Below are 15,457 nucleotides of genomic sequence, written 5' to 3'. Positions count from 1 at the left end.
CTGCAAATAATATTCATGGACCAACCCACGAATCTCATCCCTTGTATAACCCTTCGTAATTGATGACATGGCTGGCTCCTTTAATCAAAAGACACGAATGACTCACAACCAGCCTGACGTAGAGGGCCACCCCAGAAGTGGCGCACCATTGAGGCACAACCGTGCGCAGCAGTGCACACAGCACCGCCCGGACTACAGGCCGAACGTCTCGGTTTCGGCGAACGGGCCCACTACGGTGATGGTGCGCGGGGAGTCGGCCAGTTCGCGGGCCAACGCCTGCACTTCGGCAGCAGTTACCTTGCGTATCCGTTCCAGCGATTCATCAAGGTCTAGGAATTCGCCTGTGACAAGCTATGCGCGGCCCAGTCGGGACATGCGGGAGCTGCTGTCTTCAAGACCCATCACAATGCCACCGGAAAGCTGACCGACGGCCTTCTTCAATTCTGCAACCGTGATGCCAGCATCAGCCAGCTTGGCCAATTCCTCGTTCAGCAGACCGATAACCTGGCCAACTTTGGCAGGGGCACAGCCTGCATACATGCCAAAGTAGCCTGTGTCCGCATAGGCGGAAGAGAAGGAGTAGGTGGAATACACCAGCCCGCGCTTCTCGCGGATCTCCTGGAACAGGCGCGAGGACATGCCGCCGCCCAGAATGGCGTTCAGCACGCTCATGGTGAAGCGACGGGCATCGGTGGCACGCATGGAAGGGCATCCCAGGATGATGTTGGCCTGCTCCACCTGCCGATTGATGACTTGCAAGCCCGGCGGTGCCCTTCACGGCGACGGCGGCGCTGAGGCGGCGCGGCACGGGCACCACTCCGTCGTCCAGCGACCAGCCTGCGGTGCTCAGCGCTTCAAGGACGTTGGCGCAGACGGCGTCGTGATCCAAGCCGCCAGCTGCGGTAATGACCAGTGTTTCAGGCCGGTAGTTCTTTTGGTAGTGCGCCCACACTGATTCACGGGGCACTGCCTTAATGGCGTCGGGGGTGCCACCAATGGGGCGGCCCAGGGTATGCGCGCCGAGCACGGCGGCCACAAAATGTTCATGGGCAACGTCAGTGGGGTCATCACCATCCATGGCAATTTCTTCCAGGATGACGTCTCGTTCCTGCTCCAGCTCGGCCGGATCAATCACGGCGGAGGTGACCATGTCAGCGATAACGTCGATGGCCATCGGCAGGTCGGTGTCGAGCACCCTCGCGTAGTAGCAGGTGCTCTCCTTGGCCGTCGCAGCGTTGGATTCCCCGCCCACCTCGTCAAAGGCGGACGCAATTTCCAACGCCGTGCGGCGCTTAGTGCCCTTGAACAGCAGGTGTTCAAGGAAATGGGTTGAGCCGTGTTGGCCCTCGAGTTCATCCCGAGAGCCAACACCAACCCAAAACCCGATTGTCGCGCTGCGCTGCCCGGGCATGGCCTCGGTCAAGACCCGCACGCCTCCTGGCAGGATTGAACGGCGCACTACGGCGCCCCCGTCCGTGCCGGAGATGAGTGAGGATGCGTTGGAGGCCAGGCCGTCGGCAGTGCTGACTAGCGGCAAAAGGGTTATCGCCATGAATTACTCAGCAGCGCCTTCGGTAACAGCGTCGGCAGCTTCTGCTTCCTCGGCAACAACCGGGGAGAGTGAGAGCTTGCCGCGGTCATCGATCTTGGTGATTTCCACCTGGATCTTCTGGCCGACGGACACCACGTCATCAACATTGTCCACGCGCTTGCCATTGGCCAGCTTGCGCAGCTCGGAGATGTGCAGCAGGCCATCCTTGCCCGGGGTGAGCGAGATGAATGCGCCGAACGTGGTGGTCTTGACAACCGTACCCAAGTAGCGCTCGCCAATTTCGGGAATCTGAGGGTTCGCGATGGCGTTGATCGCTGAACGTGCGGCATCCGCTGAGGGACCGTTCGTTGCACCGATGTAGACCGTGCCGTCATCTTCAATGGAGATGTCCGCGCCGGTGTCTTCCTGGATTTGGTTGATCATCTTGCCCTTGGGCCCAATGACCTCGCCGATCTTGTCAACGGGGATCTTGACCGCGATGACGCGGGGCGCGAACTCGGAGAGCTCGTCCGGGACGTCGATGGCGCTGGTCAGCACGCTCAGGATGTGCAAGCGGGCTTCGCGGGCCTGCTTCAAGGCAGCAGCCAGCACCGAGGCCGGGATGCCGTCGAGCTTCGTGTCCAGCTGGATGGCCGTGACGAACTCGGCTGTACCGGCGACCTTGAAGTCCATGTCTCCGAAAGCGTCTTCGGCGCCGAGGATGTCGGTCAGGGCTGCGTAGCGGGTCTGACCGTCAACCTGGTCGGAGACCAAGCCCATGGCGATGCCTGCAACGGGAGCCTTCAACGGCACACCGGCGTTGAGCAGCGACAGGGTCGATGCACAAACGGAGCCCATGGAGGTTGAGCCGTTGGAGCTCAGTGCCTCGGAGACCTGGCGGATGGCGTAGGGGAATTCCTCACGCGACGGCAGCACGGGCACAATGGCGCGCTCTGCCAGGGCGCCGTGGCCGATTTCGCGGCGCTTGGGCGAACCCACACGGCCGGTTTCACCGGTGGAGTACGGCGGGAAGTTGTAGTTGTGCATGTAGCGCTTGCGCGTTACCGGGCTCAGCGAGTCAATTTGCTGTTCCATCTTGAGCATGTTCAGCGTGGTGACACCCAGGATCTGGGTCTCGCCGCGTTCGAAGATGGCGGAACCGTGCACGCGGGGCAGAACTTCAACCTCTGCGGTGAGCTGGCGGATATCCGTCAGGCCACGGCCGTCGATGCGAACCTGCTCAGTGAGGATGCGCTGACGGATGACGTGCTTCGTGACGGCGCGGAAAGCAGCTGAGAGCTCCTTTTCGCGGCCTACGAAGCTGCTGGCCAGCGCGGAGATGGTCTCGTCCTTCAATGCGTCGGAGGCGTGGTCGCGCTCCTGCTTGTCGGCGATGGAGAACACGGCGGCCAGCTTGGTGGCTGCAGCGTTTTCGACGGCGGCGTAGACGTCATCTTCGAAGTCCAGGAAGACCGGGAATTCAACGGTGGGCTTGGCAGCGCGGGCAGCCAGATCGGCCTGTGCTTCACACAGTGCCTTGATGAACGGCTTGGCCGCTTCGAGGCCCTCGGAAACAACCTCTTCGGTGGGGGCCTGGTGGCCCTGTTCCTTGATGAGGTTCCAGGAGTTGTCGGTCGCTTCTGCTTCGACCATCATGATGGCGACATCGTCACCGGCAACGCGACCTGCAACGACCATGTTGAACACGGCGTTCTGCAGCTCGGAGTGCTTCGGGAACGCAACCCACTGGGCTCCGTTGCCGTCGTCCACCAAGGCAACGCGGACGCCGCCGATGGGGCCGGAGAAAGGCAGGCCGGAGAGCTGTGTGGACATGGATGAGGCGTTGATGGCCACCACGTCGTACAAAACGTCGGGGTTGATGGCCAGAACCGTGACAACGATCTGAACTTCGTTGCGCAGGCCCTTGACGAATGCCGGGCGCAGCGGGCGGTCCATCAAGCGGCAAGCCAGGATGGCTTCCGTCGAGGGGCGGCCTTCGCGGCGGAAGAAGCTGCCTGGGATGCGGCCGGCAGCGTACATGCGCTCTTCCACATCAACGGTCAGCGGGAAGAAGTCGAAGCCTTCACGCGGGTGCTTGCCAGCCGAGGTGGCGGACAGCAAAACGGTGTCTTCGTCGATGTAGACCATCGCCGCGCCGGCTGCCTGCTGTGCAAGGCGACCGGTTTCAAAGCGAATGACGCGCTGGCCGTAGCGGCCGTTGTCAATGACAGCCTCTGAATACTGAATCTCGGGACCCTCCATATGAGAGTCACCTCCATTTCTTGGTAGATGTTCTTTTTTGAACCTCTGCCCAAGAGCTGACGCGTAGTCTTCCCAGGGCCACCACCGGATGGCGCTGTGGCTCCCTGTACAACACCCGGTCATCGATCGAGGCCCACGGGCGCAAATCACTTGTCAGTGATTGCTCCCGGAAGCCACTACCGAGGACCGCGAATGCGTGAATACGAACGTGCTTGCCCTTGGTACTGCAGAAGTGTGTGCCCTGGGCGCTGGGCCCGGCACACTTTTCACAGCGCAGTGTTGCTGCACTGTGAAAGGCGGCCTTCCAAGACCCGGAACGCAAGGTCCCGGACGGGAGGAAGACCGCCTTTGTTCACAGACTAGCGGCGCAAGCCGAGACGCTCGATGAGCGCACGGTAGCGGGTGATGTCGGTGTCCTTGAGGTAGCCAAGCAGACGACGACGGCGACCAACCAGGCCCATGAGGCCACGGCGGGTGTGGTGGTCATGCTTGTGCATCTTCAGGTGCGCGGTCAGGTCGGTGATACGACGTGAGAGCATTGCAACCTGAACCTCAGGTGAACCGGTGTCACCTTCGCTGGTTGCGAAAGCCTGCATGATTTCTTGCTTTACAGCGGCGTCTAATGCCACAAGTAACTCCTTGAATGTACCGCGAACATGGTTTCCGGTCCTTGCCCAGTCACCTGGCCAAGCACGGCAGAATCCAGCCACCACGGACTGCAGCCGGATTCCACCTTTCAGTTTAGTGTAGAAAGCGAGGATCTGTCGAAGTACGCGGGTGAGATGCGACTCATCGGCGGTTTCAGCCCAAGATCGTGCGGGCGTCGTCGACGTCGTGGTGCATTTGTTCAATGAGCGCTTCGGGACCCGTGTAGGCAACCATGCCGCGCAATCGGCGCACGAATTCAACCGTGACGTGTTGACCGTACAGGTTGAACGCCTCGATGGGTTCCTCCGGCCGGTTGATGACGTATGCCTCGACTTGGCGGCTGACACCGACGAACGTGGGGTTGGACCCGACCGAGATGGCGGCCGGCCAGCGGTGCCCGTGCGTGTCTGTCAACCAGCCCGCATACACGCCGTCGGCCGGGATGATCCCGCAGGCATCCGGTGACAGGTTTGCGGTGGGAAAGCCAAGTTCGCGGCCGCGGGCGGCGCCGTGCACCACTTCCCCGCTCATGGTGTGTGAGCGGCCCAGTACCTGCGCAGCCGTATGGACCTCGCCCTTGTGCAACGCTTCGCGCACCCAGGTGGAGGACCAGCGTCGGTCGTGGCCTTCGTCATCGACAACGACGACGTCGAACCCGAGTTCCGCGCCCAGCTCCACCATGGTGCCAAGATCGCCGGTGTTGCCCCGACCAAAGCGGACATCGTGGCCCACCACCACGGCTGCCGCGCCCAGTGCGTTGACAAACACGTTCTTGACGAACTCTTCCGGGGTTTGCTGGGCAAATTCCAAGGTGTAGGGCAAGATCAAGACCCCATCCAGGCCCAGCGCTGCCATGGCAGCCAATTTGTCGGGCAGGCCCATGATCTGCTCGGGCGCCGATTCGGGCCGGTGCACCATGGCAGGATGAGGGTCAAAGGTCAGTGCCACGGACAGCGCGTGGCGTGCTGCAGCCTCGGCACGCACCTGGGCCAGGACTTCCTGGTGTCCCCGGTGCAACCCGTCAAAGTTGCCCAGCGTGACCACGGAGGGGCCAAAGTCCTGGGGAACTTCATCCAGCGAGTTCCAAATCTGCACTACTTTTCCTTTTCACTGATGGCGTGGGTTGCGGTTCCGGGCGTGCCGGACCTTTCAAGATTACCTGCTGAGCGAGCCCGGTCCCGCCCAAGGCTGTTGCGGTGTTTGCGGATCGGTTGCTGCAAGCGAGAGCAACCAACGGTCTGCCGGTGTGCCGCGGTCGTTGTAGTCGCCGCGGATTTCCCCTTCAAAGGAGAACCCCAGCTTCCAGGCAAGCTTGCGGCTGCCCCAATTGGGAACCATTGCGCTCCAGTGCACATAGCTGAGGTTGAGTTGGTTGAAGGCGTAGTCAAGGAGCACCCGCACGGCGGCGGCAGCCGCACCGGTGCCGCGCGCATCCGGGCCAAAGTTGATGCCAACGGCGGCTGTTCCGGGGTTGCCGCACTGCAGGTCCACGACGCCCAGCAGGTGGTCCGTGTCCGGATCGGCCACGGCAAACGTCAACGTCTTCCCTGTGCTCCAGCCGTCCGGGGTGATTGAGCTGATGAAGATCTCGGCATGCTCATACGTGTAGTTCAGCGGTACCGTGGTCCATCTGACCGCCTCAATGTTCCGGCAGTTTTCCACCAGTTGCGGCGCGTCGGCCATGGACAGTGCCCGCAGCACCACCGACTCGGAGCGCAGGACCGGCACCACGGGCTGGATGTCCAGGGCGGGCGGGGTTGTTGCGCCCTGCATGTGGTTGCGGAATTGGGCACGGCTCAAGCTGAAAACCAGTCCGTCGGCAACCTGGCCCTCAAAGTGCCCGTAACCGGGGATTTCAGCGGCCAGCACGAATCCGCAGCGCTTGGCCAGCGCCATACTCCGGGCGTTCCCGGACGTGGTGCGCCAGTGCAGCACTTCCAACCCAAGTTCCCCCAACGCATACCCGCACAACAATTCCACGGCGCGCCCGGCACAGCCGGTGCCGCGTCCGGAAGGCAGCATCTTGATGCCCATGCTGGCTGAACCGCCACCGGAGGTAGAGAAGATCTCGTGCAGGCTTAGCGTGCCAACGACGTGCTGCCCGCCGTCACGTTCTTCCTCCACGGCAAAGCGGAAGTAGGTACCGGACTCCCAGCCATGTGCAATGGAACCCGCGATCAGCTCAGCGGCACGGGCGCCATCCATGGAGGCATCGGAGGCGGTCCAACGCACGTTCTCGGTGTCCCGATGCATGGCGGCAAACGCCGGCGCATCCTCGGCGCTGAAGCGGCGCAGGGACGTGGACCCGTCACTGAGGACCGGCCACGCCGTTGGCAGGTCCAACATTTTCACTTGGATTCTCTGTGGCGGTACAGCCAGATCAGTCCAATGATGGGCAGCAGCAACGGCACAAAGCCATAGCCGCGGCCAAACGTGCTCCACACGGTGGCATGCGGGAAGGCCGCCGGATCAAAGACGCTCGCGGCGCCAATGACGAGCACACCCACCAACTCGATGCAGATGGAGATCGTGGCAAGTTTCGCCCAGCCGGGCCCCGGCTTGGCCAGTGAAATTGTGGCCACGATGTACACCACAGCTGCGAAGGCGGAGAGCAGATAGGCCAAGGGGGCGTCCGCAAAATGGAAGATGATCTGGAAGCTGGCACGGACCGTGGCTGAGATGGCAAAAATTCCGTAGACGGTGATCAGCAGCCGCCCGGCGCCCGTGGTGCGTCCGTGGGGGGCAACCTGTGTGTTCGTATCTGGGGTGCTCATGATCCAATTCCTTGTTGCAGTGCTTGTGCGGCCATGGTTGTGCCGTACCAAATTTGTGCCATGCGAGCCAGCATGACCACCACCGTGATCCCCACCGCGCTCATGACGTAGTTGGACCAGTGGGTGCGTTCCATCATGGCCCAGTAGAAACCTGCCACGGGCAGCATGGCCGCGGTGAACATGTAGCCCCAGAATTCCCAGGGCTCCCCCACCATGTCTTGTCCGCTAAGTATCCGCACGAGTGAACCAATGGTGTAGGCCACGATGAAGAGTTCGACGGCGGCCAGCGTCAGTAACGTGATGTCGTTAGGTTTCTTTTTCATTGCGGCAGCAACGATGCAGGTGATCGTTGATCCCAGCCCCACAATGGTGCCGATGATGAACCAGGCGTCAAGGGTCACTTCAGTGTCTCCTTGGTGTCGCCCGGCGTAGATGGTGCAGGTGCGGGGTCCGGGGGAAACACCAGGACGGGTTTGGCATGCTTGCCGGCGTCGGCGAGCAGGGCCACGAGCGTGCCGTCGGGGGCGAACGCTGCGGCCGGTTCTGCCACGGTGTGCGTGCCTTCCGCGCTGGCCGGAATGCGGCGGCCAAAGGAGAGCTCCACGGCTTCTTCAGTGGTGAGTTCACGAACCGGCATGAGGGCCCGTGCGGCGTCGGCAATGTCAAGGACGTTCAGGTCCTGCGCCAGTTCTTCCAGGGTGCGGGCCTGTGCCAAATTGTAGGGGCCAACGCTACTGCGGCGCAGCGCGGTCAGGTGCCCGCCCACTCCCAGCCCGGCGCCCAGGTCGCGGGCCAGGGCCCGGATGTAGGTACCTGAGGAACAGCGCACGGTCACGTCCACATCCACGTACGTGACGCCGTCGTGCTTCAGCAGTGCAGAGTCGGCCTTCGCAGCCTCCGGCTCCTGCTGCTCTCCCGTGCCCGGCGCCTCGATGCCGTGGCGGATGGCGAGGATGTCGAAGGAGTGGATGGTGACGGGCCGGGCCGCGAGTTTGACGTCTTCGCCGGAGCGCACGCGGGCATAGGCCCGCTCACCGTTGACCTTGATGGCGCTGACGCTGCTGGGCACTTGCTCGATGGGTCCGCGCAGCACGGCGACGCCGGCTTCAATGGCCTGGTCCGTGACACCGGCGGTGGGTGCGGTGGAGGTGATCTCACCTTCGGCGTCGTCGGTGAGGGTGGAGGCGCCCAGGCGAATGGTGGCCTCATAGGTTTTTGAGGTGCCCACGATGTAGGTCAGCAGCCGGGTGGCTTTGTTGATGCCCACCACCAGGACACCTGTCGCCATGGGGTCAAGAGTGCCTGCGTGACCCACTTTTCGGGTTCCTGCAAGCCTTCGCATTCGGCCGACCACATCGTGGCTGGTCCATCCCTGCGGTTTGTCTACGATTACAAGTCCAGAAAGCACGCTTTGAAGTATATCCGTACCAAGACTCCCCGATGGTGAGTTGTCCCCATCGCGGCCGCAACGGCTGATAGTTACGCTGTTGGAAACAACCCCTCGATTCTGAACAGACGGAGAACCATGAAGGACCTCGCACACGTTGGCGGCAAACGCACGATGGCAGCACTGGGCACCGGCATCGCCTTGTCGATGGCCTTGACCGGCTGCCTTGGCGGAGGCTCCAAGCCTGCCGCCGAAGAAAGCGCCGCTGGGCAGCAGGAGTCAACGGCCCCGCTGCAGACCCGCGCATCGAGTGAGCGTGGCGGCGAGGACGTGAAGAGCGCCCCGGCTACCAAGCAAGCACCCAAAGAAGCCGTTCCGGCAGGTGCAACGAAACTGACCGAACCCGGCACCAGCCTGAAATTTGGCGAGGTGGCCTACACGCACAGCAACACCGGAAAGGCTGGATCGGAAAAGTACAAGGAAGCCGGCTACGAGACAAAAGTCACAAAGATTGTGGCAGGCAGCGAAGCCGATTTGGCCGCACTTAAGGACTCCGCCAAGTTTGCCGGGCAAACCCCGTACTACGTGTTCAGCGAGGTCACACTCACATCATTGTCAAAGCCGGGGGCCGGACTCGGCGATCCGCGCATCACCGGTCATTTGAAGGACGGCACCGAGGCCCAGAAACTCATCGTGTTCGGCACCATGGCTGATTGCAAAACAGGCTCGTTCGATACCGAGGGCGAGGACGACACGTTCAGCTACGTGGTTGGCTCCAGCAAGGACATGTGCAGCGTCTTCCTGGCCCCGGCCGGTGATGCAGTGACTACCGCAAGCTACGACGACTCCAACTTCAGCTACGAAAATTACAAGGACAACAAGTACCGCCAGAACCCCGTCACCTGGGGCAAGTAGGCCGGTTCGATCTGGGGGGTTACTCATGGCAGACCCCTCCGGCGGCCTGGATTTGGCCAGGACGACGGCGGACCTGTCACCTTCAGCGTGAAGGTGACGGGTCCGCCGTCGTATGTGGAAAAACTGCGTGCCGGGGGCAGCAGGGAAAGCCTATGCGTCTGTGGGCTCGTCGTCATCCGATTTGTAGGGGTCGGCCTCGCCGGCAAATTCTGCGTTCGCGGACAGCTCGGCCAGCTTGGCGTCGCGTTCCTTGGCGACCCGCAGGAGAGCCTCCAGGTTTGAGGCGTTCTCGGGGATGACGTCGGCAACGAATTCCAGCGTCGGCGTCAGGCGCACAGTGATGTTCTTGCCCACTTCGGCACGGAGCACACCCTTGGCGCGTTCCAAACCGATCTTGGCTTCGCTGGTGGCCGTTTCGTCGCCAAAGACCGTGTAGTAGATGGTGGCGTGCTGCAAGTCATTGGTGACACGGGCATCGGTGACGGTGATGCCTTCAACGCGAGGATCCTTGACCCTGGAGCGAAGGCCCTGCGCCACCACAACCTTGATGCGCTGGGCAAGTTTAGAGGCGCGGGCTGAATCAGCCATGATGAACTCCTTAAAAGTGGAAAGGCGGGGATGGTCCTGAAACCATCCTAGGGAATGCAAAACCGGCTGGGCATCCATGCGGACGCCCAGCCGTAGCTAGTGTTGGGCCCACACGTGCGAGGGCCCCAGAGTGGGGTCGCTTGCGACCTCACTCTGGGAGCACTTGGGGACTATGCGCGGGGCTTCTCGCGCATTTCGAACGTCTCGATGATGTCCTCGGTCTGCAAGTCGTTGAACGACCCCAAGCCGATACCACACTCGAAGTCCGTGCGGACTTCGGTTGCGTCATCCTTGAAGCGCTTGAGCGAGTCAACGGTGAGGTTGTCGCCGATGACCTTCCCGCCACGAAGCACACGTGCCTTCGTGTTGCGTCGGATGATGCCGGAGCGGACAATCGAGCCGGCAATGTTGCCATGCTTGGAGGAGCGGAATACTTCGCGGATCTCCGCGGTACCCAGCTGAACTTCCTCGTACTCAGGCTTGAGCATGCCCTTCAAGGCCAGCTCAATGTCATCAATGGCACCATAGATGACCGAGTAGAAGCGCATGTCAACGCCTTCACGATCGGCAAGGTCGGCAACGCGCTCGGCCGGCTTGACGTTGAAGCCGATGATGATGGCGTTGTCCACCGTGGCCAGGTTGACGTCGTTCTGCGTAATGGCACCCACACCGCGGTGGATGACGCGTAGCTGCACACCTTCGCCAACGTCGATCTTGAGCAACGAGTCTTCCAAGGCCTCAACGGCACCTGAAACGTCACCCTTGAGGATGAGGTTAAGCGTGTCAACCTTGCCGTCGGCAACGGCCTGGTCGAAGTCTTCCAGGCTGATGCGCTTGCGACGCTTGGCCAGGGCCGCGTTGCGGTCCGCAGCTTCACGCTTTTCAGCGATCTGGCGTGCCGTGCGCTCGTCGCCGGTGACAAAGAATGTGTCGCCTGCACGGGGAACGTTGGACAGACCCAGTACCTGGACCGGACGTGAAGGCCCGGCTTCGGAGATGACGTCACCGTTCTCGTCGAACATGGCACGAACACGGCCGTGTGCGGTGCCGGCAACAATGATGTCACCGACGTGCAAGGTACCTGACTGAACCAGCACAGTTGCCACGGAACCGCGGCCCTTGTCCAAGTTCGCTTCAATGGCAATACCGCGGGCATCCTTGTTCGGGTTGGCGCGCATGTCCAGTGCAGCATCAGCAGTCAACAGCACAGCTTCAAGGAGTTCCTCGATGTTGATGTTGTTGCGAGCAGATACGTCCACGAACATGGTGTCTCCACCGTATTCTTCGGGAACCAGACCGTATTCGGTCAGCTGGCCACGGATCTTCTCCGGGTTCGCCGTGTCTTTGTCAATCTTGTTCACTGCAACCACGATCGGCACATTGGCTGCCTGGGCGTGGTTGAGGGCTTCAACGGTCTGCGGCATGACGCCGTCATCGGCAGCAACCACCAGGATTGCAATGTCGGTGACCTTGGCACCACGGGCACGCATGGCGGTAAACGCCTCGTGACCGGGAGTGTCAATGAACGTGATGCTGCGTTCGGTACCCTCATGCTCGTGCACAATCTGGTAGGCACCGATGTGCTGGGTGATGCCGCCGTGTTCGTCGGCAACAACATCCGACTTGCGGATGGCATCCAGCAGGCGGGTCTTACCGTGGTCAACGTGACCCATGACTGTGACAACGGGAGGACGGATCTCGAGATCTTCGTCGCCTTCAGCTTCAAGCTCGGCTTCGAAGTCGATGTCGAAGCTGCTGAGCAGTTCACGCTCTTCGTCTTCAGGGGAAACCACCAGGACCTTGTAGCCGAGCTCCGTGCCCAACAGTGCGAACGTGTCTTCGTCCAAGGACTGCGTGGCTGTGGCCATTTCGCCCAAGTGGAAGAGCACTGTCACCAGTGCCGCCGGGTTTGCCTCGATCTTGTCGGCAAAGTCCGTGATGGAGGCCCCACGGCGCAGGCGGATGACGGTGTTGCCGTCACCACGGGGAACAGAGACGCCGCCCAATGACGGTGCGCTCATCTGTTCCAGTTCCTGGCGCTTTGCGCGCTTGGACTTGCGCTGCTTGCCACGGCCTGCGCCGCCCTTCCCGAAGGCGCCCTGGGTGCCGCCGCGTCCGCGGCCGCCCTTGCCAAAGCCACCACCGGCAGGTGCGCCTCCCGGTGCACCGGGCGTGGCGCCCGGTGCACCCGGACGACCGCGACCCGGCGCGCCGGGACGGTCATTGCCGCGACCGGGAGCAGCGGGGCGCTCGGTGCGGTTGGGCATCATGCCGGGAGTGGGACGGGGACCACCGGGGCGCGGTGCGCCGGGACGGGGGCCACCGGCGCCAGCGGCGCCTGCCGGACGAGGAGCACCCGGCCGGGGTCCACCAGCACCAGCGGCACCGGCGGGACGGGGAGCACCCGGACGGGGTCCACCGGCTCCGGATTCAGCACTGCGCGGGGAACCCGGGCGGGGCATACCCTGCGATGTTGCAAAGGGGTTGTTCCCAGGGCGCGGGGCCCCTGCGCCTGCGCCTGCAGGACGAGGTGCACGGTTGTCGCCGCGCTCTTGGCGGCTGCCGGAACGCGGCATGCCCTGAGACGGAGCGAACGGATTGTTGCCGGGGCGCGGAGCGCCCGGGGTTGCAGCCTTGGCACCCGGGGTTGCAGCCTTGGCACCCGGGGTTGCTGCCTTGGCAGCAGGTGCCGGAGCAGCAGGTGCCGGAGCAGCAGGTGCCGGAGCGGCAGGTGTGGGAGCAGCGGATGCCGGAGCAGCTGCGGCCGGTGCTGGCGCAGGCACAGCAGCTGCGGCCGGTGCTGGCGCAGCAGGTGCCGGAGCGGCAGCCTTGGGGCCGGGAACAGCAGAACCGGGCACAGCCGGGGTGGCTGATCTCGGTGTAGCTGCGGCCTTCGGGGCGGCTGTCTGGGGCGCTGCCGAGGCAGCAGGGCCGGACTCTGCAGGCTTTGCAGGTGCGGGGAAAGCGTCGCGAAGCTTCTTCACGACGGGTGCCTCAATGGTGGAGGATGCTGAACGAACGAATTCGCCTAGTTCCTGCAGTTTGCTCACTGCTTCTTTTGAGGTGATGCCGAGCTCTTTTGCAAGCTCGTGTACGCGGGCCTTGGCCACATTTCTCCTGTCTCGGCCCGCACCGGACAGGTACGAACCGTTTAATTCTTACTGCGCCATTCCATGTCGGAATAGGCGGCGTGAGAGCACATGAAATTGCTCATTTTTGGGCACTCATCGCTGGGTACTCATCGGGTTTCCATCGGTTTTCTGACCCGCTTTCACAAAGGGACAACTAGGTTCGTAAGTTCATGGCCAGCCTGAAGTGGCAGACCATTTTGTGCAAACGCTTCAACATCGCTCACATTGGTGACCCCCGGAAGGGCCCTGCCAATGGCGCGGCGTTTGATCGCCTGCTTCCAACATTCCAGCCTGGGATGCAGCCAAGCACCCCTGCCAGGCATACGGCGCAGAACGTCCACCAGCGCCTCCGTTTCACCGGAGCTGTTGATGGACCTCACGAGCCGTACAAGTTGCAACCGTGCTTCCGCTTTCCTGCAACCAATACAAGTCCGCACTGCTTCGCTGGTTTTGGCGACTTCGCTTGACGCTGCCGCTACTTTCTCAACCAACTCTGCTGTACCTTCGGGTATTTGGGGTGTCAGGGCAGCTTTAGGCCCGGTTGGTCTTATTCTAACGCGCCCTCAACCACAGACCTAAACTGCGGCGGCGTCGGAAACGATGTCAATGCGCCAGCCGGTGAGCTTGGCGGCCAATCGTGCGTTCTGGCCTTCCTTGCCGATAGCCAAAGACAGCTGATAATCAGGGACAACCACCCGGGCTGAACGCGCGGCCTCATCAACTATGGTGACTGAAATCACCTTCGAGGGTGAGAGCGAATTGGCGATGAAAATCGCTGGATCTTCGTTGAAGTCAACAATGTCGATCTTTTCGTCGTTGAGCTCGGTCATGACGGCACGGACTCGCGAACCCATTTCTCCGATGCAGGAGCCCTTGGCGTTGACGCCAGCCTTGTTGGCCTGGACGGCGATCTTGCTGCGGTGCCCTGCTTCACGGGCCAGCGCAACAATTTCAACCGTTTTGTCAGCAATCTCCGGAACTTCCATTTCGAAGAGCTTGCGCACCAAACCCGGGTGCGACCGCGACAGCGTGATGGAAGGGCCCTTCAAGCAGCGATGAACATCTACCACGAACGTGCGGATACGGCTGCCGTGACGGTAGTCCTCCCCCGGCACCTGCTCATTCGGAGGAAGCACGCCCTCCACAGCACCCAAGTTGATCTGGATCATGTTGGGGTTGTTTCCCTGCTGGATCTGGCCGGAGACCAGTTCGCCTTCCTTGCCGCGGAACTCGCCCAAGACGGCGTCGTCCTCCACATCCCGCAAACGCTGCAGAATGATCTGGCGGGCCGTGCTGGCAGCAATACGCCCAAAGCCCTTGGGTGTGTCATCGAATTCCCCGATTGCTGCGCCATCGTCGTCCAGTTCAGCGGCCCAGATGGTGACGTGGCCACTCTTGCGATCAAGCTCGGCCCGTGCGCTCTCATGGGCGCCGGAGGACTTGTAGTAGGCCATCAACAAGGCCTGCTCAATCGTGGGAATCAGCATGTCCAACGGGATTTCCCGTTGACGCTCCAGCTCCCGCAATGCGCTCATATCTATGTCCATGGTCAGCTTCCCTCTCCATCAACCGCGTTGCCGCTGGCCGCTTCAAATTCCAAATCAAGCTCCGCCTCGTCGAGGCGAGCAAACTCAAGTTCAACAACACCTCGGCGAATGGCCGTAAACAGAACCTTTTCAGGTTCTCCCTGTTTGGGTTTCATACCCTTTTTGACGGGCAGTTCAGGCTTGAAAAGCACGCCGTCGTCATCCACGGCCAGAATACGGCCCACAAAGTTCTCCCGATCCGAGGCACTGACCTTGGCCATGCGTCCCAGGGCCCTGCGCCAGTGGCGGGGTTCGGTCATGGTTCGGGTGGCGCCAGGGGACGAGATTTCCAGGTCGTACGCGTTTCCGTCGTCGTTCGGGTCTGTGTCCATTACGTCCGAGAGCTCACGGGAAATGGCTGAAATTGCATCGAGGCCGACCCCGCCAACTGCATCTTCGGGCAGATCGACAATCACGGAGACTGTGCGGTGGGATCCGGCAAAGTGGACCTTGACTTCTTCCAAGTACAAGTCTGCGGCTGCCACGGTGGGGGCAAGGAGTGTGTGAAGTCTGAGCGCTTCAGCAGCGGAATCCATTGCTGAGGGCTTGTTCCCTGAGCGTGCGGCCGTTTTGGGCCTGTCTGGCTTCGTCATAAAACGCACGCCTCCCTATTGATGATGTTGTAGGTATATAGA

Annotated in this window: 13 protein-coding genes and 1 pseudogene; 1 reads left to right on the top strand and 13 read right to left on the bottom strand. The window is 61.9% G+C overall.

Annotation, left to right across the window (positions count from 1 at the left end; translation table 11 throughout):
* Window positions 1–192: 192 nt before the first annotated feature.
* The 8 genes and pseudogenes from JMA46_RS06760 to truB all read right to left on the bottom strand — a co-directional run bounded on the left by JMA46_RS06760 (window position 193) and on the right by truB (window position 8,623).
* A pseudogene (locus JMA46_RS06760) lies at window positions 193–1,552 on the bottom strand (pitrilysin family protein).
* A gap of 3 nt (window positions 1,553–1,555) precedes the next feature.
* The gene (locus JMA46_RS06755; protein ID WP_207344566.1) at window positions 1,556–3,793 is read right to left on the bottom strand and encodes a polyribonucleotide nucleotidyltransferase; all 2,238 of its coding nucleotides are present in this window, start codon (window positions 3,791–3,793) and stop codon (window positions 1,556–1,558) included.
* A 359-nt stretch (window positions 3,794–4,152) separates the two neighbouring features.
* Window positions 4,153–4,422 carry a 30S ribosomal protein S15 gene (rpsO, locus tag JMA46_RS06750; RefSeq protein ID WP_207344565.1) on the bottom strand — a complete coding sequence of 90 codons (270 nt, stop codon included), beginning with the start codon at window positions 4,420–4,422 and terminating at the stop codon, window positions 4,153–4,155.
* A gap of 172 nt (window positions 4,423–4,594) precedes the next feature.
* Window positions 4,595–5,536 carry a bifunctional riboflavin kinase/FAD synthetase gene (locus tag JMA46_RS06745; protein WP_207344564.1) on the bottom strand — a complete coding sequence of 314 codons (942 nt, stop codon included), beginning with the start codon at window positions 5,534–5,536 and terminating at the stop codon, window positions 4,595–4,597.
* Between the two features lie 60 nt (window positions 5,537–5,596).
* On the bottom strand, window positions 5,597–6,787 hold the full coding sequence (locus tag JMA46_RS06740) for a GNAT family protein (protein ID WP_247647117.1): 1,191 nt from the start codon (window positions 6,785–6,787) through the stop codon (window positions 5,597–5,599).
* A 2-nt stretch (window positions 6,788–6,789) separates the two neighbouring features.
* A complete protein-coding gene (locus JMA46_RS06735; protein WP_207344562.1) occupies window positions 6,790–7,215 on the bottom strand; it encodes a hypothetical protein in 426 nt (141 codons plus the stop codon).
* Window positions 7,212–7,616: a hypothetical protein gene (locus JMA46_RS06730; protein ID WP_207344561.1), complete on the bottom strand. Its 405-nt coding sequence runs from the start codon at window positions 7,614–7,616 to the stop codon at window positions 7,212–7,214. The genes JMA46_RS06735 and JMA46_RS06730 overlap by 4 nt, the downstream gene beginning before the upstream one ends.
* Window positions 7,613–8,623 (bottom strand): tRNA pseudouridine(55) synthase TruB, encoded by a 1,011-nt coding sequence (gene truB / locus JMA46_RS06725; RefSeq protein ID WP_207344560.1) that lies wholly within the window; start codon window positions 8,621–8,623, stop codon window positions 7,613–7,615. Before truB ends, JMA46_RS06730 begins: the two co-directional genes overlap by 4 nt.
* Before the next feature lie 117 nt (window positions 8,624–8,740).
* Here truB and JMA46_RS06720 point away from each other — a divergent pair, with 117 nt between their 5' ends.
* Window positions 8,741–9,517: a hypothetical protein gene (locus tag JMA46_RS06720; RefSeq protein WP_207344559.1), complete on the top strand. Its 777-nt coding sequence runs from the start codon at window positions 8,741–8,743 to the stop codon at window positions 9,515–9,517.
* Window positions 9,518–9,667: 150 nt separating this feature from the next.
* On the opposite strand, the gene rbfA is transcribed toward JMA46_RS06720, so the two are convergent.
* The 5 genes from rbfA to rimP all read right to left on the bottom strand — a co-directional run bounded on the left by rbfA (window position 9,668) and on the right by rimP (window position 15,415).
* The gene (gene rbfA, locus JMA46_RS06715) at window positions 9,668–10,105 is read right to left on the bottom strand and encodes a 30S ribosome-binding factor RbfA (RefSeq protein ID WP_207344558.1); all 438 of its coding nucleotides are present in this window, start codon (window positions 10,103–10,105) and stop codon (window positions 9,668–9,670) included.
* A 170-nt stretch (window positions 10,106–10,275) separates the two neighbouring features.
* A complete protein-coding gene (gene infB / locus JMA46_RS06710; RefSeq protein ID WP_207344557.1) occupies window positions 10,276–13,215 on the bottom strand; it encodes a translation initiation factor IF-2 in 2,940 nt (979 codons plus the stop codon).
* Between the two features lie 161 nt (window positions 13,216–13,376).
* On the bottom strand, window positions 13,377–13,673 hold the full coding sequence (locus tag JMA46_RS06705) for a YlxR family protein (protein WP_348770083.1): 297 nt from the start codon (window positions 13,671–13,673) through the stop codon (window positions 13,377–13,379).
* A gap of 138 nt (window positions 13,674–13,811) precedes the next feature.
* Window positions 13,812–14,783, bottom strand: coding sequence for a transcription termination factor NusA (gene nusA, locus JMA46_RS06700; RefSeq protein WP_207344556.1), 972 nt, complete (start codon window positions 14,781–14,783; stop codon window positions 13,812–13,814).
* 2 nt (window positions 14,784–14,785) lie between these two features.
* Window positions 14,786–15,415, bottom strand: a complete 630-nt coding sequence (rimP, locus tag JMA46_RS06695) for a ribosome maturation factor RimP (protein ID WP_247647106.1) — start codon at window positions 15,413–15,415, stop codon at window positions 14,786–14,788.
* Window positions 15,416–15,457: the final 42 nt, after the last annotated feature.

The organism is Arthrobacter sp. E3 (assembly GCF_017353415.1).
Taxonomy (GTDB): Bacteria; Actinomycetota; Actinomycetes; order Actinomycetales; family Micrococcaceae; genus Specibacter.
Note: the sequence above shows the minus strand (reverse complement) of the source record. Positions and strands in the feature narration are given on the sequence as shown.